This is a genomic window from Skermanella sp. TT6, assembly GCF_016653635.2.
GTDB classification, from domain to species: domain Bacteria; phylum Pseudomonadota; class Alphaproteobacteria; order Azospirillales; family Azospirillaceae; genus Skermanella; species Skermanella cutis.
The window spans coordinates 1592930-1611627 of sequence record NZ_CP067420.1; the positions used below are offsets into that span (position 1 = coordinate 1592930).

The 18698-nt window shown below is 69.0% G+C and carries 19 protein-coding genes; 2 read left to right on the forward strand and 17 right to left on the reverse strand.

From position 1 onward, the window contains the following. Nucleotides 1-3: 3 nt before the first annotated feature. The 11 genes from hypB to IGS68_RS07505 all read right to left on the reverse strand — a co-directional run bounded on the left by hypB (nucleotide 4) and on the right by IGS68_RS07505 (nucleotide 9175). Nucleotides 4-915: a hydrogenase nickel incorporation protein HypB gene (gene hypB, locus IGS68_RS07455; protein WP_201078552.1), complete on the reverse strand. Its 912-nt coding sequence runs from the start codon at nucleotides 913-915 to the stop codon at nucleotides 4-6. Continuing rightward, nucleotides 915-1247 carry a hydrogenase maturation nickel metallochaperone HypA gene (gene hypA, locus IGS68_RS07460; RefSeq protein ID WP_247881356.1) on the reverse strand — a complete coding sequence of 111 codons (333 nt, stop codon included), beginning with the start codon at nucleotides 1245-1247 and terminating at the stop codon, nucleotides 915-917. Before hypA ends, hypB begins: the two co-directional genes overlap by 1 nt. A 1-nt stretch (nucleotide 1248) precedes the next feature. Further along, on the reverse strand, nucleotides 1249-2433 hold the full coding sequence (locus tag IGS68_RS07465) for a nickel-dependent hydrogenase large subunit (RefSeq protein ID WP_201078556.1): 1185 nt from the start codon (nucleotides 2431-2433) through the stop codon (nucleotides 1249-1251). A gap of 4 nt (nucleotides 2434-2437) precedes the next feature. Further along, nucleotides 2438-3199 carry a [NiFe]-hydrogenase assembly chaperone HybE gene (gene hybE / locus IGS68_RS07470; protein WP_201078558.1) on the reverse strand — a complete coding sequence of 254 codons (762 nt, stop codon included), beginning with the start codon at nucleotides 3197-3199 and terminating at the stop codon, nucleotides 2438-2440. Then, entirely contained in the window at nucleotides 3196-4050 is an 855-nt protein-coding gene (locus tag IGS68_RS07475; RefSeq protein ID WP_201078560.1) for a hydrogenase expression/formation protein, read from the reverse strand. Before IGS68_RS07475 ends, hybE begins: the two co-directional genes overlap by 4 nt. Nucleotides 4051-4105: 55 nt before the next feature. Further along, the gene (locus IGS68_RS07480; RefSeq protein WP_201078562.1) at nucleotides 4106-4486 is read right to left on the reverse strand and encodes a thioredoxin domain-containing protein; all 381 of its coding nucleotides are present in this window, start codon (nucleotides 4484-4486) and stop codon (nucleotides 4106-4108) included. Continuing rightward, nucleotides 4486-4809 carry a HypC/HybG/HupF family hydrogenase formation chaperone gene (locus IGS68_RS07485; protein WP_201078564.1) on the reverse strand — a complete coding sequence of 108 codons (324 nt, stop codon included), beginning with the start codon at nucleotides 4807-4809 and terminating at the stop codon, nucleotides 4486-4488. Before IGS68_RS07485 ends, IGS68_RS07480 begins: the two co-directional genes overlap by 1 nt. Nucleotides 4810-4825: 16 nt before the next feature. Beyond that, nucleotides 4826-5437 carry a HyaD/HybD family hydrogenase maturation endopeptidase gene (locus IGS68_RS07490; protein WP_201078566.1) on the reverse strand — a complete coding sequence of 204 codons (612 nt, stop codon included), beginning with the start codon at nucleotides 5435-5437 and terminating at the stop codon, nucleotides 4826-4828. Further along, nucleotides 5434-6192 (reverse strand): Ni/Fe-hydrogenase, b-type cytochrome subunit, encoded by a 759-nt coding sequence (gene cybH / locus IGS68_RS07495; protein WP_201078568.1) that lies wholly within the window; start codon nucleotides 6190-6192, stop codon nucleotides 5434-5436. Before cybH ends, IGS68_RS07490 begins: the two co-directional genes overlap by 4 nt. A gap of 16 nt (nucleotides 6193-6208) precedes the next feature. Further along, nucleotides 6209-8002: a nickel-dependent hydrogenase large subunit gene (locus IGS68_RS07500; RefSeq protein ID WP_201078570.1), complete on the reverse strand. Its 1794-nt coding sequence runs from the start codon at nucleotides 8000-8002 to the stop codon at nucleotides 6209-6211. 72 nt (nucleotides 8003-8074) lie between these two features. Next, complete coding sequence (locus IGS68_RS07505) at nucleotides 8075-9175, reverse strand: hydrogenase small subunit (RefSeq protein WP_201078572.1); 1101 nt, start codon at nucleotides 9173-9175, stop codon at nucleotides 8075-8077. 361 nt (nucleotides 9176-9536) lie between these two features. Here IGS68_RS07505 and IGS68_RS07510 point away from each other — a divergent pair, with 361 nt between their 5' ends. Together IGS68_RS07510 and IGS68_RS07515 are read left to right on the forward strand one after the other, a co-directional pair. After that, nucleotides 9537-10139: a HupE/UreJ family protein gene (locus tag IGS68_RS07510; RefSeq protein ID WP_201078574.1), complete on the forward strand. Its 603-nt coding sequence runs from the start codon at nucleotides 9537-9539 to the stop codon at nucleotides 10137-10139. Nucleotides 10140-10439: 300 nt separating this feature from the next. Further along, nucleotides 10440-12347 (forward strand): PAS-domain containing protein, encoded by a 1908-nt coding sequence (locus IGS68_RS07515; RefSeq protein ID WP_201078576.1) that lies wholly within the window; start codon nucleotides 10440-10442, stop codon nucleotides 12345-12347. On the opposite strand, the gene IGS68_RS07520 is transcribed toward IGS68_RS07515, so the two are convergent. From IGS68_RS07520 to IGS68_RS07545, 6 genes are all read right to left on the reverse strand, one after another. Further along, complete coding sequence (locus tag IGS68_RS07520) at nucleotides 12338-12967, reverse strand: S24/S26 family peptidase (protein ID WP_201078578.1); 630 nt, start codon at nucleotides 12965-12967, stop codon at nucleotides 12338-12340. The genes IGS68_RS07515 and IGS68_RS07520 overlap by 10 nt on opposite strands. A 350-nt stretch (nucleotides 12968-13317) precedes the next feature. Continuing rightward, nucleotides 13318-13956, reverse strand: coding sequence for a helix-turn-helix domain-containing protein (locus IGS68_RS07525; RefSeq protein ID WP_201078580.1), 639 nt, complete (start codon nucleotides 13954-13956; stop codon nucleotides 13318-13320). A 210-nt stretch (nucleotides 13957-14166) separates the two neighbouring features. Further along, nucleotides 14167-15294: a CgeB family protein gene (locus IGS68_RS07530; RefSeq protein WP_247881221.1), complete on the reverse strand. Its 1128-nt coding sequence runs from the start codon at nucleotides 15292-15294 to the stop codon at nucleotides 14167-14169. Beyond that, on the reverse strand, nucleotides 15291-16388 hold the full coding sequence (locus IGS68_RS07535) for a CgeB family protein (RefSeq protein ID WP_201078582.1): 1098 nt from the start codon (nucleotides 16386-16388) through the stop codon (nucleotides 15291-15293). Before IGS68_RS07535 ends, IGS68_RS07530 begins: the two co-directional genes overlap by 4 nt. Continuing rightward, the gene (locus IGS68_RS07540) at nucleotides 16388-17506 is read right to left on the reverse strand and encodes a CgeB family protein (protein WP_201078584.1); all 1119 of its coding nucleotides are present in this window, start codon (nucleotides 17504-17506) and stop codon (nucleotides 16388-16390) included. Before IGS68_RS07540 ends, IGS68_RS07535 begins: the two co-directional genes overlap by 1 nt. Before the next feature lie 34 nt (nucleotides 17507-17540). After that, entirely contained in the window at nucleotides 17541-18698 is a 1158-nt protein-coding gene (locus IGS68_RS07545) for a glycosyltransferase family 4 protein (RefSeq protein ID WP_201078586.1), read from the reverse strand.

Genomic DNA, 18698 nt, shown 5'->3' on the forward strand with positions numbered 1-18698 from the left:
GGCTCAGCCTCCGGTTTCGGCGGCGGCGATGCCGGCGGCAAGCCAGGCATACCACCGGTCCAGCCCGGTCCCGGTCGTGGCGGAAACCTGGATGATGTCGAGCGACGGCTTGACCTGCCGGGCACTGGCGATCAGGCGCGGAACGTCGAATTGGAGGTGGGGCAGCAGGTCGATCTTGTTGACCACCATCAGGTCGGCGGTCGCGAACATGTCTGGGTACTTGAGCGGCTTGTCCTCTCCCTCGGTCACGGAAACGACGACGACCCTGCGGTTCTCGCCCAGATCGAAACCGGCCGGGCAGACCAGGTTCCCGACATTCTCGATGAACAGCACGCCGCCCGCGGGCGGCGGCTGCGTCCCGAGCGCCTGGGTGACCATCTCGGCGTCGAGGTGGCATCCCTTGCCGGTATTGATCTGGACCGCCGGCGCGCCGGTGGCGCGGATGCGGTCGGCATCGAAGCTGGTCTGCTGGTCGCCCTCGATCACCGCCATGGGAGTGCTCGCGGCGAGATCCGTGAGGGTCCGCACCAGCAGCGTCGTCTTGCCCGATCCGGGGCTGGACATCAGGTTGACGGCGAAGGTGCGCGATGCCGCGAGGAGTTGCCGGTTGACGGCGGCGAAGCGGCCGTTCTTCGCCAGGATATCCTGCTCGATCCGGATCAGCCGCGTCGGGCGGTCATGGGCATGACGATGGTCGTGCCCGTGGTCGTGCCCGTGATCATGGCCGTGCCCGTGCCCGTGCCCGTGCCCGTGCCCGTGCCCGTGCCCGTGCCCGTGACTGTGACTGTGACTGTGACTGTGGCGAAGCACGGTGCCGTCGGGGGACACATGCTCGTGGTCATGTTCCATGCCGGTTCCGGGTTCGAGTCCGTCGATCCGGGTTTCCCCGGGGCCGCAGCCGCAGACGGTGCACATCACGAGACCTCCAGTTCTTCGACACGCAGTTCGTCGCCGGCGACCACCATCAGCTGGTGACTGCCGCAGGCGGGGCAGGCTTCGCCCCGGGCCGCCAGGGTGACCGTTTGCGAGCAGGCCATGCAGAAGGCCTGTCCCGCCGGACGGTTTATCTTCAGCTCGGCGCCCTCGGCCAGGGTTCCCCGGGTCACCGCGTCGAACCCGAACTCCAGGGCGTGGGGATCGACATGGGAGAGCGCCCCGACGCACAGATGCACCACCGCGACGCGGTCGAACCCCTCTTCCGCGGCCCGGTCGCGGATGATGTCCAGGATACCTTGGCAGAGCGCCATCTCATGCACCGGCGCGTTCCTCCATCATCACGTGGCACGGGACGCAGGGATCGAGGGCGGCGATCAGCAGGTCGACCCTCCGCCGCAGCCCGTCGTCGGCCGGCAGGCCGACGAGGCCCCGGACGAAGGCGCCGCGCGGGTGAAAATTCCACTCGTTGGGAGCGACCGACCGGTAGGCGGTCACCACTCCCCGGTTCAGCGCGATCCAGTGGGCGAGCCGGCCGCGCGCGGTCTCCGCCGAGCCCGCACCGGAGCCGGAAGCCCCCTGGCCCGCTTCCGGCGGCGCCGGCCTGGCGGGCTCCAGCCGCCCCGCGACGTCGCGCATCCGGGCAGACAGGCCCGCCAAGTCGACCAGCCGGGCGGTGAAACGCGGCAGCAGGCCGTTTCCGAAGCGACCTGCCAGGCCGGCCATCAGGGGCGTGCCGGCGACCCGTCCCAGGGCTCCGGTTTCCGCCGGTCCGCCGTCGACATCGGGGGCCATGGAGAAGCCGGGGTCGCCGGACAGCCGGTCGGCGAACCAGCGGTCCGGCAGGTCGGGCAGGTTGGCGATCCCGCTCCGCCCGAAGCCGGCCATGTCGTCGGCCATGACGCGACCGATCAACCGGGCCGCCGTCGTATCGGCCCGTCGGCTCCAGCGGGCGAGGTCGTCGCCGTCCCGGACCTCCGCGAAGCCGGCGCCGACCAGCGCCTCGACCGCGCCGGCGATATGCTCCAGCGGACCGTCGAGGGCCGAGGCGTCGGGCTTGAGCGCGCCGCCGCCCGGGCGGGTCCAGTCGCCCGCGGGGTAGAGGGCCCGGGGAAGAGCCGCCACGGCTCGCCGGACCCCGAGGAGGACGCCGGGGTCCGGAGCCTCCTCCAGCAGGCGCGGCCACTCGATCGCCAGTTGCCAGGCGTGGCTGGCGACCATCTCGCCGAGGACCAGCAACTCGCGCGCCGCCTGCTGCGCGCCCGCCGGGACGATGCCGGCCGCCGCCTCGCAGGCGCGGGCGGCGGCGACGCCCTGGGCGGTCCCGCAGAGGCTGAACAGCATCGGGACCAGGGACAGGGCCTCGGCCACCGGCCGTCCGGCCAGCATGCGGTCGATGCCGGTCCCGCGCGACGATTTCAGGCGCACGTCGGCCACCGTGGCGTCGATCGCCAGGATCTGGAACGAGAGCGTACCTTCGATGCCGGCCCGCGCGTTCATGGCGTCAGCCTCCGAAGCTGCCGCGCAGCAAGTGACGGCGGCTCACCTCGGCCGGAGAGGGTGCCGGCGCCGCGGGCGCGGGAGAGGGGGGCGGGGATGCCTCGGCACCCGCCTCGGGTTCGAGCAGGGCCGCGAGGGCGGCTTCCGCGGTCTGGCGGACGACGGCCTGTTCCTCGAACTCGAACATGGGGGAGAAGAGCGAGCAGTTCAGGATCGTCCCGACGCCGTCGAGATGGCCGGCGACGAACTCGTAGTCGCCGGACGGCAGGGGCCGTACCGATTTCACCCCGTCCCTCATGCCGTTCCAGGCTCCAGGAACGCCGGGCACCAGGACGGCGTTCATGAACCAGGGCGTCACCATGATCCCGAGCCAGCCGTCGCCGTGCCGCCGGAATCCGACCGCCTCGACCGCCAGCCGGGGATTGTAGAGCGGAAGTCCGGACATCACCGTTCGCGCGATCCGCCCGTACGCTTCGGTCAGCGCGCCGGATGGGTAGCCGGGCGGCGGCTCCGCCGGGGCGACGGCCGGAGCGTCGAGCACCATGAACTTGTGCTTCTCCGCGTCGCAGGTCGGGCAGCGCCAGTCCTCGGGCAGGGCCGCGAAGGGGGTTCCCGGCGGGATCTGCCAGACCGGGTCGCCCTCCGCGGGATCGTAGGGGGTCCAGCAGATACCGCATTCCAGCCGGGCGTCCGGGGCGATCCGCGTGGCATCGCCCAGGAACGAGCCCTCGAAAAGGTTCTGCGGTGCCGATGACGCGCCGGTCATTGGAAATAGGCCTCCAGGATCTCGCCCAGCCGCTCGGCGCTGTCCTGGAAATCCTCGTCAGCCGCCGACAGGGCGACCGGGACGTCGCCGATCTCCAGGGTGTCCAGAATCACGGTGTCCATGGCGTTGAGGTACTGGACGCTCCAGACGTGGCGCTGGCCGGTCAGGGTGACGCGGCAGGTGCCGTAACCCCGGGAGACCGCCTGGACCGGTCCGAGGCCAAGCGTCCGCTTGAGGAACGCCATGTCCGTCTCGTTCATGGGGAACAGGGTGAAGCTGATGACGTGGTTGCGGTCGCCCTGGGCATAGGCCGCCGTGCGCGCCCGAAGCTCGGCCAGGACCGGCATGACGTTCATGCAGCCCTCCGGCGGTTCGCCGATCTCCAGCCGGGCGCGGGTGCCGCCCAGGGCGGCGGCGCGCACGACGCCGGGGACGTCCGCCACCTCGATATGGTCGCCGGCCAGGGCGCCCGCGGGACCGTCCGCCAGGGCGAAGGTCTTCACCCGCCAGACCCCGGGCAGGACGGACTCCTGGATCTGGTACTCGCTGGTGCCCGCCACGACGATGCCGACCTCGCCCTCGCCCAGGGCGTCGTCTAGCAGTGCCGCCGCCGCCTCGTCCAGGCCGGTGAGCGGGAACAGTGCCGGGGAAGAGTCGACCGTGAAGCCGTCGAGGGCGGCGCGGACCGCCGACAGGATGCGGGCGGCATCCGACAGGCCCGGCGCAGTGCCGGGCAGCGACAGCCGGTCGAGACGCCGGACGGCGGCCGGCATCCGCATCAGGTCCAGGGACTCGGTTTCCGCGCCGCCCAGGAATACGCCGGTCGGCTGCTCTTCGTTTTCCCATTTCATCGGGTGGCGCATCGTGGTCGGTCCCTTTTCTGGCGACAGGGGCGGCGGGATTCGGTCAGGGGCTCGGCGGCGCGGCTTCGAGGAAGGCGCGCGTCTTCTCGACGTAGCTCTGCCAGTCCTGGATCCGGGGGATCAGGCCGACGAACTCGCCCTGATGCACATAGACGAGGGTGGGCACGACCAGCACGCCGAAGCGGGGTTTCAGCGCGGCCTCGGCCGCCTGGTCGACGATGCCGACGCGCAGCCGGCCTGGAAACACCGTGTTGAGCTCGCGCAGGACGACGGCGACGTCGTTGCTTTCGGGCCGCTGGCGCGGATCGCCCGTGAAGAAGAGGATCGCCATTCCGCTGCCGTCCAGGAAATTGTCGAGCGTGCCCTCGGTGATCACCGGGCAGTTCTCGATCGAGATCAGGCGTTCGATGACCGTCGCGGGCATCAGGCATTTCCTCGTGAGGGGGCGGGCTGCGTCTCGCGCAGATGATCGGGAAGCTGGGGTTCGCGGCCGATCAGGTCGGCGAACAGGTGCTCGAAGGGATCGCCGCGCCCGGCCGCCTCCAGCGCGTCGAGCGCATCGTTGATCAGCGGGACCTCGGCCTCGTCCAGGATCCGGATCGCGGTGTCCACATGGACCATGACCCAGGCGCCGACCGGCAGTTCGCCGGTCAGCAGCAGGCTGACCCGGCGCTCCTCGCCGCGGCCGGCACACAGAGCGGTCAGTCCATTTTCGGAGCGGACTTGCATGGGGATGCCGATGCACATGGCCGTTCGGCTCCGATCAGGCGAAGAAGCGGGAGTCGCCGACGCGGCAGGCGTCTTCGGCGGAGGGGCGGCCGGCTTCGTAATCGGCGAGACCGATGCCGCCGTGCAGCAGATGGTCGGGAGCGGCGGTCCGGGGCGTCGCGGGATAGCCCCACCGCTCCAGCTGTTCGACCGCGATGGCCAGGGCCGGCTCGATCCGGGCCCGGACCGGCGGGGTCAGGCTCCCGCCGTAGTCATCCAGCTCGACCGCCTGGACACCGATCAGCAGGATGTCGTCGAGGGTGCCGCCCAGCAGTTCGGCGGCGCTCAGCACGTCCTGGAAGCCGGTCTGGTGCAGGCTCATCTTCTTGGCGCCGGTGAACTTGGGCACCTCCTCGCCGCGCACCAGCCTCAAGGTTCCCGGCTCCTCGCCGTAGTCGATGGCGTCGAACACGATGACCCGGCGGGCCGCCTTGACGTAGTGGACGAGATAGAGGCCCTGGGTGCCGCCGTCCATCACCAGGACGTCGTCGGGGAAGCTCCAGCGGCGGTGCAGCTCTTCCACGCACCGCACGCCGAAACCCTCGTCGGCCCAGAGGATGTTGCCGATGCCCAGGACGAGGACGGGACGACCGGTTTCGATGCTCACTTGCCGTCGTCCTTGAACATCCGCCAGCCGCTGATCATGGTGCTGATCATGCTCTGCCGGCTCATGATGTCCTCGCGGATCGCGGCATAGACGTGGATGATCACGAAGGTGACGATCACCCACATGCCGAGATGATGGATCGTGTGCAGGTTCTGCGAGTTGCCGGCCAGCGGGATCACCCAGCCGAACAGCGTGTCAAGCCAGCTCCCCTGGCCCGCCCCCTCGGAATAGAGCGCGAAGCCCGTGACGATCATGAAGATGCTGCCGAGGCTGTAGATCGTCACCATGGCGAGCTGGGCCAGCGGGTTGTGGCCGATATACTTCTTCGGGTAGTCGCGCATGAAGGCGTACCACTGCGCCTCGATCAGCACTTCCCGCCAGAACTTGCCCGACCAGAACGGCAGGACGAACATCTGGCGGGCATGGACGTTGCCGACGAAGGCCCAGTAGATCCGCCCCGCCATGCCGATCGCCATCACGAAGCCGGCGGCGAAATGGGCGAAGCGGATATAGCCCATCAGGTAGGCGTCGCTCGCCTCGCCCGGCTGGGAGCCCGGCGGCGAGCCGATCAGGTAGCCGGTGACGGCGAGCACCAGGATCGCCAGGGCATTGGTCCAGTGCCACAGGCGGACCGGCCATTCATAGACGTAGATGGCGGTCTGGCGGACCTGCAGGTGGTTGCGCGCGGTCGCGAGATCGGCGATCTCGTCGTCGGCGGGGGATGTTGCCGGTGTCTTGTCGACATGCGCGGTCATGGGGGTGGTCCTCCGCTCAGCGCACGGTGACTTCGGTGAGTTCCCTGCCGTCCGGCGCGATCACGTGGGTCGAGCAGGCGAGGCAGGGGTCGAAGCTGTGCAAGGTGCGCAGGATCTCCAGCGGCTGCTCCGGGTCGGCCATGGGGGTGTCGAGCAGCGAGGCCTCGAATGCGCCGATATTGCCCTTGGTGTCGCGCGGGCTGCCGTTCCAGGTGGTCGGGACGACGGCCTGGTAGTTGGCGATCTTGGTGTTCTCGATCCGGATCCAGTGACCCAGCGCGCCGCGCGGCGCCTCGGTGAAGCCGACGCCCTTGGCCGACTTGGGCCAGCTCGACGGGTCCCACTTGGCGGTGTTGGCCGTGCTCTCGTCGCCGGCCTTGATGGTGCGGACCAGCTTGTCCTGGAAGTGGCGCAGCTTCTCCGCCGCCCAGGCGCATTCCAGCCCGCGCGCCGCGGTGCGGCCCAGGGTGGAGAACAGGGCGGTGACCGGCACGTCCAGGGCCTTCAGGAGCTGGTCGACGGGCTCCTTGAACTCCGGCTTGTTCTGGGCATAGCCGATGACGTAGCGGGCCAGCGGCCCGACCTCGACCGCGTGGCCCTTCCAGCGCGGCGACTTGATCCAGGAGTACTTCGCCCCCTCGTCCACCGCCTCGATCCGGGTCTTGGTGCCCTTGGCATTGGGGCCGAGCACGTAGTTGGGCTCCGTCACGCCGTCCCAGGGGTGGAGGCCCTTGGATTCGTCCGCGTACTTGTACCAGGAGTGATTGACGAACTCCTGCACCTGGTCGGGCGCCCTCAGGTCGATCTCGTGGATCTCGTCCAGCTTGCCGTTGAGGATGACGCCGCGCGGCAGCATCAGGCTCTTGTCGGAATAGTCGTTCGCCCGCTCCGGGATGTCGCCGTAGGACATCAGCGACGTGCTCGCCAACCCGCCGCCGTACAGCCAATCCTTGTAGAAGCCGGCGATGGCGATCAGGTCGGGGATATAGACCTGGTTCACGAACTCGATCGACTGGTCGATGATCGACGACACCAGGTTGAGCCGCTCCATGTTGATGGCGCCGACCCCCCCGGTCCCGTCGATGTTGATCGGGCAGGGCACGCCGCCGACCAGCCAGTTGGGATGCGGGTTCTTGCCGCCGTAGACCGTGTGGATCTTCACGATCTCCTTCTGGAAATCGAGCGCTTCCAGGTAGTGGGCGGTCGCCATCAGGTTGGCTTCGGGCGGCAGCTTGTAGGCGGGGTGTCCCCAGTAGGCGTTCTTGAACGGGCCGAGCTGGCCGCTCTCCACGAACTTGCGCAGCCGGGCCTGGATGTCGCGGAAATATCCCGGCGAGGACTTGCCCCAGGAGCTGATGCTCTGGGCCAGCTCCGACGTGGCCTTCGGGTCCGCCTTCAGGCCGGAAACGATGTCGACCCAGTCCAGCGCGTGCAGGTGGTAGAAATGGACCAGGTGGTCATGGACCTGCAGCGTCAGCTGCATGATGTTGCGGATCGTGTTCGCGTTCTCGGGGATCTTGATGTCCAGCGCGTCCTCCACCGCGCGGACCGAGGTCAGCGCGTGGGTTCCGGTGCAGACGCCGCAGATCCGTTCCGTAAAGGCCCAGGCGTCGCGCGGGTCGCGGCCCTTCAGGATCACTTCCAGGCCGCGCCACATGGTGCCGGTGGAGACCGCGTTGCGGATCACGTTGTCGCCGTCGAGATTGACCTCGACGCGCATATGCCCCTCGATCCGGGTCACGGGATCGACCACCACCCGGCGGCCGGCATTGTCCAGGGAGAATCCGTTCGGCGTCGAAACGGTTGCCATCGCGCTGTTCCTCTAGTCCTTGTGTCTTCGCGTTCACGGGTCCGGGCGCTCTTTCCGGGTGCGGACCAGCGGTCAGTCGTGCGGGGTGGCGGGGGCCTGGGTCTCGCCGGCCTTCATGCGGGCGCGCTTGACGGCGCTGACCGCGGCATGGGCCGCGATGCCGGCGCCGATCACGCCCGCGACGGTGCCGCCGACCTGGTCGGCGTTCGCCTCGATGCCGAACTGCTTGATGTTGGTGAGACGGTCGTAGAACGAGCCGTTGTCCCAGAAACCGTCCTCGGAACAGCCGATGCAGCCGTGGCCGGACTGGATCGGGAACGAAACGCCGGCGTTCCACCGGGTGGTCGAGCAGGCGTTGTAGGTGGTCGGGCCCTTGCAGCCCATCTTGTAGAGGCAATAGCCCTTCTGGGCCTGTTCGTCGTCCCACTGCTCGACGAACTGGCCGGCGTCGAAATGGGGACGGCGATAGCACTTGTCGTGGATGCGCTGGCTGTAGAACATCTTGGGCCGGCCCTGGCGGTCCAGCTCGGGAATGCGGTCGAAGGTCAGCATGTAGGTCACCACGCCGGTCATCACCTCGGCGATCGGCGGGCAGCCGGGTACCTTGATGATCGGCTTGCCGGTGATGACCTCGTGGACCGGGGTCGCGCGGGTCGGGTTGGGCTTCGCCGCCTGGACGCAGCCCCAGGACGCGCAGGATCCCCACGAGATGACGGCCATGGCGTCCGAGCAGACCTCGCGGAGCTGCTCGACGAACGGCCGGCCGCCGATGATGCAGTACATGCCGTCCTCGTTGAGCGGCGGGTTGCCCTCCACCGCCGCGATGTAGCGGCCCTTGTACTCGTGGCGGATCTCGTCGAGGATCGCCTCCGCCTGGTGGCCGGCGGCGGCCATGATGGTGTCGTCGTAGTCCAGGCTGATCATCGACAGGACGACGTCCTTGACCAGCGGGTGAGCGGAGCGGATGAAGCTCTCCGAGCAGCAGGTGCATTCCAGCCCGTGCAGCCAGAGCACCGGGATGCGGGGCTTGGTCTCCATCGCGTGGGCGATGCGCGGCCCGAAGGCCGGCGCCAGTCCGAGGGAAGCCGCGGTAAGCGAGCAGAATTTGAGGAAGCTGCGGCGGCTGATGCCCTGCCGCCGGATCACGTCGTAGAAGGTTTCCACCCTGGCCATCGGCCCGTTCCTTTCGCTTGTACCCGACTGCCCTGTCCCGGCGGCCCGATGGATGTCTGTGGCGGAACTCCCCGCGGGATGCCGCCGCTTCCCGAAATCAGCCTTCTAGCCGAACGCGACCCTTGCTTTCCGTCGCTGTCCCGGCGATTCCTTCACCCGGGCTTTCCCCTGCCAGCCAGGTCATAGACAATCAGTCTTGCGTCTTTGGCTCACATTGATCTGGATCAACCGCGATTGGGCAATTTTTGTTAAAATATCCACCCTTGATGTTGCCGTCCCGGTCCAGGTCACCTGTCGGCCAGTTGCCCACTGGCAAGGTTGCGCATTGGCGGCTTCAATTCTTTCTTCAGGAGACGATCACATGAGGCGTACAGGTCTCGGACTAGGGCTCGTGGCGGCCGCGCTGGCGGCCATGCCGATGGCGGCGCTCGCACACACGGGGCACATGGAGCCGGGCGGGTTCATGCACGGTTTCGAGCATCCGCTCGGCGGCCTCGACCATCTGCTCGCCATGGTCGCGGTCGGCCTGTGGGCCGCGCAGCTGGGCGGCCGGGCGCTCTGGGTGCTGCCGGCGTCGTTCGTGGGAACGATGGTCCTGGGCGGACTGGCCGGCATGGCGGGGTTGCCGCTGCCGTCGGTCGAGCTGGGCATCGTCGGCTCGGTGCTGGTGCTGGGCGGGCTCGTGGCGCTCCAGCCGAAGCTTCCGCTCGCCGCCTGCGCCGCGATCACGGCGCTCTTCGCGGTCTTCCACGGCTACGCGCACGGCGCCGAGATGCCGGCGGCGGCCTCGCCGTGGCTGTACGGCCTGGGCTTCGCGCTGGCGACGGCGCTGCTGCACGGCGCCGGCATCGGGGCGATCCTCGCCATCCGCAACGTCGCCCGGGGGTCGGCCGGAACGATCGCGGTGCGCGGCAGCGGCGCGCTGGTCGGCATCGGCGGCGTGGCCCTGGTCCTGATGGGCTGACCGGAACCGGCCTTCCCTCCGCCGCTCCGGCTCCGGACGCGGCGGAGCGGCGCCGTCGCCGCGGACCTCCTCCCCTCGCGGGGAGGAGGTGTTTTTTTGCCACCATCTGCCTGCGGAACCTTTACGAAAGATTCATTCGCCGGTCCCTAGTATTTCGTATCGACAAGAGGCCGGGCGAAGGGCCCGCACACTGCACGAATCATGGAAAGCGGAGCGATCACCAGGGTGATACACTCAGTTCCTTCGGCCTTGCGGCCGGAACCCGCTTTCGATTCCCTGTTTCGCCTTTCCCCGGATACGGTGACCATTGCCGACTGCACGGGCGCAGACGGCGTCGCCGATCTGTCCGAAGCCCGCGTCGTCTACGTCAATCCCGCGTTCACCGAATTGACGGGCTACCGGCCGGAGGAGATCGCCGGCCTGGCGCCGGGGTTCCTCCCGGGCATTTATCCGCCCCGCCGGGAGCTTGCCAGGATACGCCGGGCGCTCGGCCTCGGGCAGGCGGTGCGGGCGGAGCTCCGCGGCTATGCCAAGGACGGACGGGAATACTGGTCGGACCTGACGATCTCGCCTTTCCAGGACGTCGCGGGCGGGCGCCGCCTGCTGCTGGCGGTCCAGCGCGACGTCACGGCGCGCCGGCTGGAACTGGATGCCCGGCGCCTCGAGCTGGACGCCCTGCGCGAGGCGAACAACCGCCTGCAGGAGGCGATCGACTCCGTTTCGCAAGCCATAACCCTGTGGGACCCCCGGGGCCGGCTGCTCCTCCACAACAAGCGCTTCCGGGACCTGTTCGCGCCCAATGCCCACCTGATCCGCCCCGGGGTCCGGTTCGAACGGCTGCTGCGGGCCAACGTTGAGGCGGGACTCTACGGGATCGAGGGCGAGGCCGAGGAGTGGGTGCAGGCGCGGCTGCGATGCCGCGGGGACTCCGGCGTCGAGCGGGACCTGACGGTGACCTTCGCCGATGGGCGCCATTTCCGGGTCAGCGAGCAGAAGACGCCGCGCGGATACATGGTCGCGGCCTGGGTCGACGTGACGGAGATCAGGCGCGTCGAGCAGCGGCTGAGGGACGCCATCGAGAGCGTCAGCGAGGGCTTCGTGCTGTGGGACGCCGAACAGCGGCTGGTCCTGTGCAACAGCCGCTACCGGGACCTGTCGCCCGCGGGCTCGGGCGACGCGTGCCCGGCGCCGGACGGCGTCCGGCTGGAAGGCGAGTATGAGCAGGAGCTGCCGGACGGACGCTGGCTCCTCGGCAGCTACCGGCGCACGTCGGAAGGCGGCATCGTCGGCATCAGGACCGACATAACCCTGCTGAAGCAGCAGGAGCTGAAGCTGAAGACCAGCGAGGAGAGCCTGCGCGTCCACGTCGCGGAGCTGGAGGAGGCGCGCTCGCGGCTGGAGGCCCAGACCGGCGCGCTGTCCGAGCTGGCGTCGCGCTACCTGACCGCGCGCGACAACGCGGAGGAGGCCAGCCGCATCAAGTCGCAGTTCCTCGCCATGATGAGCCATGAATTGCGGACGCCGCTGAACGCCATCATCGGTTTCTCGGAAATGATCGAGACCCAGGCGCTGGGGCCGGTCGGCGTCCGGCGCTACGTCGAATATGCGCGCGACGTCCATACCAGCGGCAGGCACCTGCTGGAATTGATCAACGATATCCTCGACATGTCGAAGATCGAGGCCGGGAAATACGTGCTGCACCGGACCGAGGTCGACATATCCTCAGTGGTCCGCCGCTGCACCCGGATGGTCCGCCTCCGGTCCGACGAGGCGGGCATCGAGATCGTCGAGCCCGGCGACGGCGAGATGCCGGCCGGCGGAGCCACCGTCCTCGCGGACGAGCGGGCGCTCAACCAGATCCTGCTCAACCTGCTCTCCAACGCGATCAAGTTCACCGACCGTGGGGGCAGGGTGACCGTCTCGACCGAGGTCGTCGCGGACGAGATGCACGTCGCGGTGTCCGATACCGGGATAGGCATCGCGCCCGAGGACCTGGGAAGGGTCGGGACGCCGTTCGAACAGATCGACAACCGCCACACCCGCAGGCATGCCGGGACCGGTCTCGGGCTGGCCCTGACCCGTTCCCTCACGGAGATGCACGGAGGCCGGATCGACATCCGGAGCGAACTCGGCGTCGGTACCCGGGTCTGCGTCATACTGCCGCTGTCAGGGCAGCGGTCGCCCGGCAACGCTCCGCATCAGGGGTAATCGACGCCGACGATCTTGCAGATGGCCGCCAGCTGCCCGATGCCCATCGACTCCTCCCGCCCGCCGCCGAAATCGAGCATGACGCCATCGGCGATCCGTCCGCGGAAAACCGCGATCCTGGCGGTGGCTGCCCGCTTGACCAGAACGAAGTCGCCAGGGCGCAGCGGCTTGCTCGGATCGACATAGACCAGGCTGCCGACCGGAAGGCACGGACTGAGCGCCGCATCGTGGACATAGGCGGCGAAGGCGTCGATCACATGGGTCAGCGTGGCCGGCCGCTCGGTTTCGGCGACCGGCAAGGTCATGTCGATCTCCAGATCGGATGCCCGTCCGTAAACCATCAGCCTGGGGCGGGTCTCAGCAGAAGCAGAAACCGGCATATCCGCCGAAACAAGCAATTCCGGTTCTCGCAGCCGATTTTCCGCTATTCCCAGGTACTGCGCCAACTTGATCCGCACGTCTTCCGGAAGGAAACGCGGCTTGCTTTGGAACAGATACTGATGGAAGTAGCCATGATTTCTGCCACAGGCGATGCTGGCCGCCTTCAGCGTGCTCTTGGTCCTGATCAGGGCAAGAACCGATTGGCGATGACCATCCGCGCCATCCAAAACCATTTTCATCGTCTGCCCCCAACTGCTTGCTACGCAGTCATAGCAAAAAGAAAATCCTGTGTATTTTCTTATTTCGCCGCTCGGAAAGATGAAAAATGGTTAGATATCAATACTATCGGATGCCGTCGGATGATGTTCCGATCCGGGAATGTTCATGAACGGGAAGTAATCATACGACTTAGGTCAGAGCCGCTTGAAGGCCGATTTAGGGGCAGCGCTATGCGAAATCCGACCGAATGTCCGAACCGGAACGTCCGTCGTGCGGCGCGGGACGGGGCGGATCGGGCGCCGGTGCGCCCCGCGCGGGCGGCGTCGTGGGGTTGCGGCTCAGGAAAAGGGAGCGACTCGCGCGTGTCCGTTCACTCGCGCGCGCCATTGATCATCCAGACTCCCGCCACCTTGTGGAGCAGGTCGATCGCGTCGCGGTCCAGGTCGACGCGCTTCTTGGACAGCGTCAGGCCGTAAAGGTCCCCGTCGTCGGACTGCCGCAGGAAGAACACCAGCGGGGACCAGGTCACGCGGTTGACGACCAGGTCATTGATGACGACCGGACGCTGCGGGTGGACGTGCAGGATCACGCCGGGCAGAAGCGCCGGGGCATTCGCCATGTCGCTGATGCTGACGGCATAGGCGCCCGGCACGTCGACCAGCTGGATCGGGCAGGGGACCTTGCCGGTCGGGACCGCGTCCTTCTGCCGGGAAGAGAGCGCCCGGCCCTCGTACAGCGGGATCTCGTTCTGCTGGACCGGCGCGTCGATCGCGTGCTCGATGAAGGCGCGCAGCTTGCTGTCCGGGGTCAGCAGGTCGAGGGGCGTGATCCCGTAGACCCCGGCCAGCTTGATCACATGGTCGGGCCGGATCGGCCGCGCCCCGGACTCCAGCTTGGACAGCTCGCTCTTCGACACGCCGCACATGCCGGCGGCTTTCGTCAGCGTGATGTTCTTCATCATCCGGTAGTTGCGAAGGCGGGTGCCGTCATGCTCAACCTTGGATTCCATCTTTTTTCTCGAAATTGCGGCTGCTCGAATACATTTCCACTTTACCTAAAATTTCCGGCACATAGAAACAGATTTAACCCGCGCCGGTGGCACGTCATTACCGGGATACGTCTTTGACGGGGCATGGCGGCCCGGCGGCGCGGGCTGCCCATCCGGGGGAACCGGCGCCGGCCGCGACAAGATGTCCGCGGCCGGCATTTCCCCGATCCATCACGCGGTGGAAACGTCGGCCCGCGCTTCCGCCACGAACATTTCCAGCTCGGCCGCGCGGTGCGCCGCCGTGTGGTTGGCGAGGATCCGCGACCGGGCCCGTTCGCCGATCGCCTGGCGATGGTCGTCGGACATCGACCGTAGGGTATCGAGCACGGTCCCGGCATCCGCCGCGATGATGATCTCCGTGCCCGGCTCGAACAGGCCGTCCAGCCCCGGCCACCAGTCGCTGATGATCGGCGTCCCGCACGCCGCGGCCTCGAACAGCCGGACGCTGGGCGACCATCCGGCCGCGATCATGTCGGCCCGCGTCACGTTGAGCGTGAACCGCTGGGCGTTGTAGAAGGCGCGATGCTCGTCCGGCGGCAGGTGGTCGACCCGCCGGACGTTGCCGGGCCAGCCGATGGAGTCGGGATATTGCGGTCCGGCGACCACGAAGCTTCCTTCCGCCCAGGCCCGGGCCGGCTCGACCAGAAGCCGGTCCACGGTCGGCTGGCGGTCCGGGCTGTAGGTGCCGAGATACCCCAGGTCCCAGCGCGCGCAGTCCGCTCCCGGCTCCGGATAGTACCGTTCCGGATCGACCGAGCAGTAGAGCGCACGGGCCATCGGCGAGCCGAACTGCCGCTCCAGCCGCCCGAGGGTCGGCCCGCCGGTGAAGGACAGGTAGATATCGTAGCGCGGGATCAGGTCGGGGCTCAGATACTCGACGTCTCCCCGTTCCAGCTTGGCCAGCGTCACCGGGGTGTCGATGTCGTAGAAGGCGGTGACGCCGCGCGCGGTCCGGATCGCCCAGTCCCCGACCTCGACGCCGTCCGGAACGAAGGATCCGACGATCACCAGGTCGGCGTCGCGGACTTCCCGGGCGAACCGGTCGCGAAGGTCCTCCAGGTCCCGGTAGAGCGCGGTCCGGCAGAAGGGCGGCTCGGCCAGATCGCGATGGGCGGCGTACCAGGGGCGGTCGGCTTCCAGGAACAGCACGTCGTGGCCGCGATCGGCCAGGGCCTTGACCAGCGCCCGGTACGTGGTCGCGTGGCCGTTGCCCCAGGACGACGTGATGCTGAGGCCGAGGACGACGATCGACAGCCCGGCGGCGCGTTCGGCCATGCGCCCGTCGACGATGCCGTTCATGCCGGGACCCGCCCGGCATGGGCGCCGTTCACCAGCAGGGCCTCGACCTCCCCGGCGCGGTGGGCGTAGGTGTGGGCGTCGAGCATGCGGCGCCGGGCCGCCTCGCCGATCGCGCGGGACCGTTCGGGCGTCAGCGCGTCGACATGGGCCGCGACTTCCGCGCCGTCGCGCGCCACCAGGATCTCCTCGCCGGGGATCAGGAACTGCTCGATCCCTTCCCAGGCGTCGGTGATCACGCAGGCGCCGGCTCCCGCCGCCTCGAAGACGCGGGTCGCCGGCGAGAAGCCGACGGCGGCCATGCTGTCGCGGGCGACGTTCAGCACGGCCAGGGCCGAGCAGTTCACGGCGTTGTGGTCGGCGGTATAGACGTGGCCGATATAGTTGACGTTGCCGGGCATCGGCTTGTCGCCCCAGCCGTTGCCGCCCAGCAGGAACCGGCGGCCGGGCAGCTTCGCCGCGGCTTTCAGGAAGAACTCCTCGACCCGTGCCTCCCGGTCGGGCAGGCGGTTCGCCATGAAGCCGAGGTCGGCGGCGAACCGCGGGTCGGCCGGCACCGGATGGTGGGTGTCGGGGTCCAGGGCGTTGTAGATCGGCACGCAATCCCGCGCGCCGAACTCGCGATAGGCCCGGATCACCGGATCGCCGCCGCCGTAGGTCAGGACCATGTCGTAGCGGGGAATGAGGGGGCGCAGGGTGTCGCCGGGATTCTCCCGCATGGACGCCAGCGTCGCCGGCGCGTCCACGTCCCAGAATATCGCCGTCGCGTCCGGGCGCCGCACCTCGAGCACGCCGGCCTCCAGAAGGCTGTCGAACACGCCGACGCCGCTGGCCTTGACGATCACGTCGGCGTTGCGCCCCTGCTCCAGCGCCCGGCGGGCGCTGTCCTCGTCGTTGGCATAGACCACCACCCGCGCCCAGTCGGGATCGGGGATGTCGCGGTGCTGCTGGCGCTCGTAGGCGTCCGGCTCGTAGAACGTCACGCGGTGGCCGCGCGCCGCCAGGGCCCGGATGACGCCCCGGTAATAGGTCGCGGCGCCGTTCCAATAGGCCGAGACCAGGCTGGACCCGTAGAAGGAGATGTCGAGGCCGGCCATCAGCGGGCCTCCTGCAGCAGGGGTCTTTCCTGCTTCAGGCCGCGGCAGATCTCCAGCAGCTCGTCGACCCGGTGGCCGCAGGTGTGACGGGACTGGACCGTCTCGTAGCCGCTCCGCGCGAGCGAGGCCGCCAAGTCCAGATCGTTGAGGATGTCTCGGAGATGCTTGGTCATTTCGGTACCGTCACGGGCTATCAGGTAGTCGCTGCCGGGGCGGAACAGTCCCTCGGCATCGTCCCAGGGCGAGCAGACCAGCGGGATGCCGCAGGCCAGGGCCTCGAAGGGGCGGATGGTCGGGATGCCGCGCAGGGTCTCGACATAGGGCCGGCGCGGCACGTGGACCGTCACCGGGAACCGGGCGAAGGCCTCGGGAGCCTCGTGGTTGGGCAGGTAGCCGGCGTACTCGGCGCCGGCCAGCGCTATGGCCGCCTTGGCGTCGGCCGGGTAGCGCACGCCGTGGATGCGCGCCTTCAGCTTGAGCTGGCGGATGGGCAGCAGCAGGAACTCGCCGAGCTCCACCGAGCGCTCGCCGTCGCCCCAATTGCCGATCCACACCAGGTCTCCCTCGCGCGGGCGGCCGGGCAGAGGGCGGAACAGGGCGGTGTCCGCCGCCTCGTGCCAGGTCCAGGCGCGTCGGCCCCAGCCCATCTTCAGATAGATCTCCCGGATCACCGCGCCGTAGGCCAGGACGCCGTCATACGCCGTCAAATCATAGGCCGCCATCGCCTTCGGATCGGTGACGGAACGATGGTGGGTATCATGGAACAGCAGCTGGAAGCGGCCGCCGGCGGCGCGCCTGCGGCCGATGTCCGCCACCAGGCCGTGGTCGTTCCATTCGTGGACGATCACGACGTCGGCACCGTCCAGGGCGCGGTCCAGGTCCAGGGTGACGGGATCGTAGCTGGTCGAGCCGAAGCCGGGGAAGACGGCGGCGAAGCGGGCGACCGCCTCGGCTCCCTGGTCGGCGATCAGGTTCTGCAGGCTCCAGCCGTTGCGCGGCTCGAACACCTGCACCTGATGGCCTCGGGCGGTCAGCTCCCGGATCACGCCGCGCAGGAAATGGGCGTTGCCGTGATTCCAGTCGGACACCAGCGAGTGGGTGAAATAGACGAAGCGCATGGGTCTCCGCTTGGCTTGAAGATCGGCGACGAGGTCAGCGTTCCAGCGGAACGGCGGCGCTTTCGCGGTGAAGCGGGATCGAACGCGGCGCGTCCAGAAGGTCGGCATAGACGTCGAGATAACGCGCGACCATGCGTTCCGTGCCATAGCTGCGTGCGCGCTGGCGCGCCGCGGTGGCGAGCGCCCGCAGGCGCGGGGGATCGGCGGCCATCCGCCGCAGTTCGCGCGCCAGGGCGGCAGGGTCGTCCGGGGGGACGAACACCGCCGCGCCGGTCCACAGCTCGCGCAGGCTCGGCACGTCGCCCAGCACCAGCGCGCAGCCGGACAGCGCGGCCTCCAGGATCGACAGGCCGAACGGCTCGTACCGGGCCGGCAGGGCGAAGACGGCCGCCCGCCCGTACCAGTCGGCCAGTTCGTCGGGGCGGAGATGGCCCAGGAGCCGCAGGTTCGCCGGCATGGCGCCGCCTCCGGGGCTTCGCCCGTCCGGGTGCCGCCGGGAGCCGGCGACGACCACCGGCCAGTCCAGTTCCGCGGCGACGCGGTCGAGGGCGCGGATGTTCTTGGCCTCGTCCCAGATCCGCCCGACGCTGATCACGGTGGGTTCCCGGTCCGGCCGGGGGTGCCAGGTGCCGCCGTCCCGGCCGTTCCAGATCACCCGCCCGTGTGGGACCGGGCCGTAATGGGTCTCCAGCGCGTCGAGCATGGCCCGGGTCGGGGCAACCACCCGGTCGGCCGCCGCCAGGCCGGCGGCGACCCGGTCGGCATAGGGCCGCCAGTCGGCGGGCGCCGGGCATCCGTGGACGGCCTGCCACCAGGACAGCACGCAGGAATGGGCGACCGCGACCACCGGCCGTTCCCAGGGCAAGGCCGCGTGGGCATAGCCGTTGAGATGGACCAGGTCGGGAGCCACCCGCTCCGCCAGGTCCAGCAGCCACTCGCCCGCGGCGGCCAGGTCGTCCTCCGGGCGCTCCATCCATTCCAGCTTGAACTCGCCGAGGTGCAGGCCCAGCCCGGGGATCGCGATCGCCCGGGCGCGCTGCGCCGGGGAGGGCGCCGGTCCCATGGCCGCCAGGGTGACGCGGACGCCGCGCCGCGCCAGCCCGCCGGCCAGTTCCAGGGCATAGTCCCAGACCCCGCCGACCGCGTCCGCCGTCATCAGCACCCGGCGCGGAGAGCCCGACGCGGGAACCAT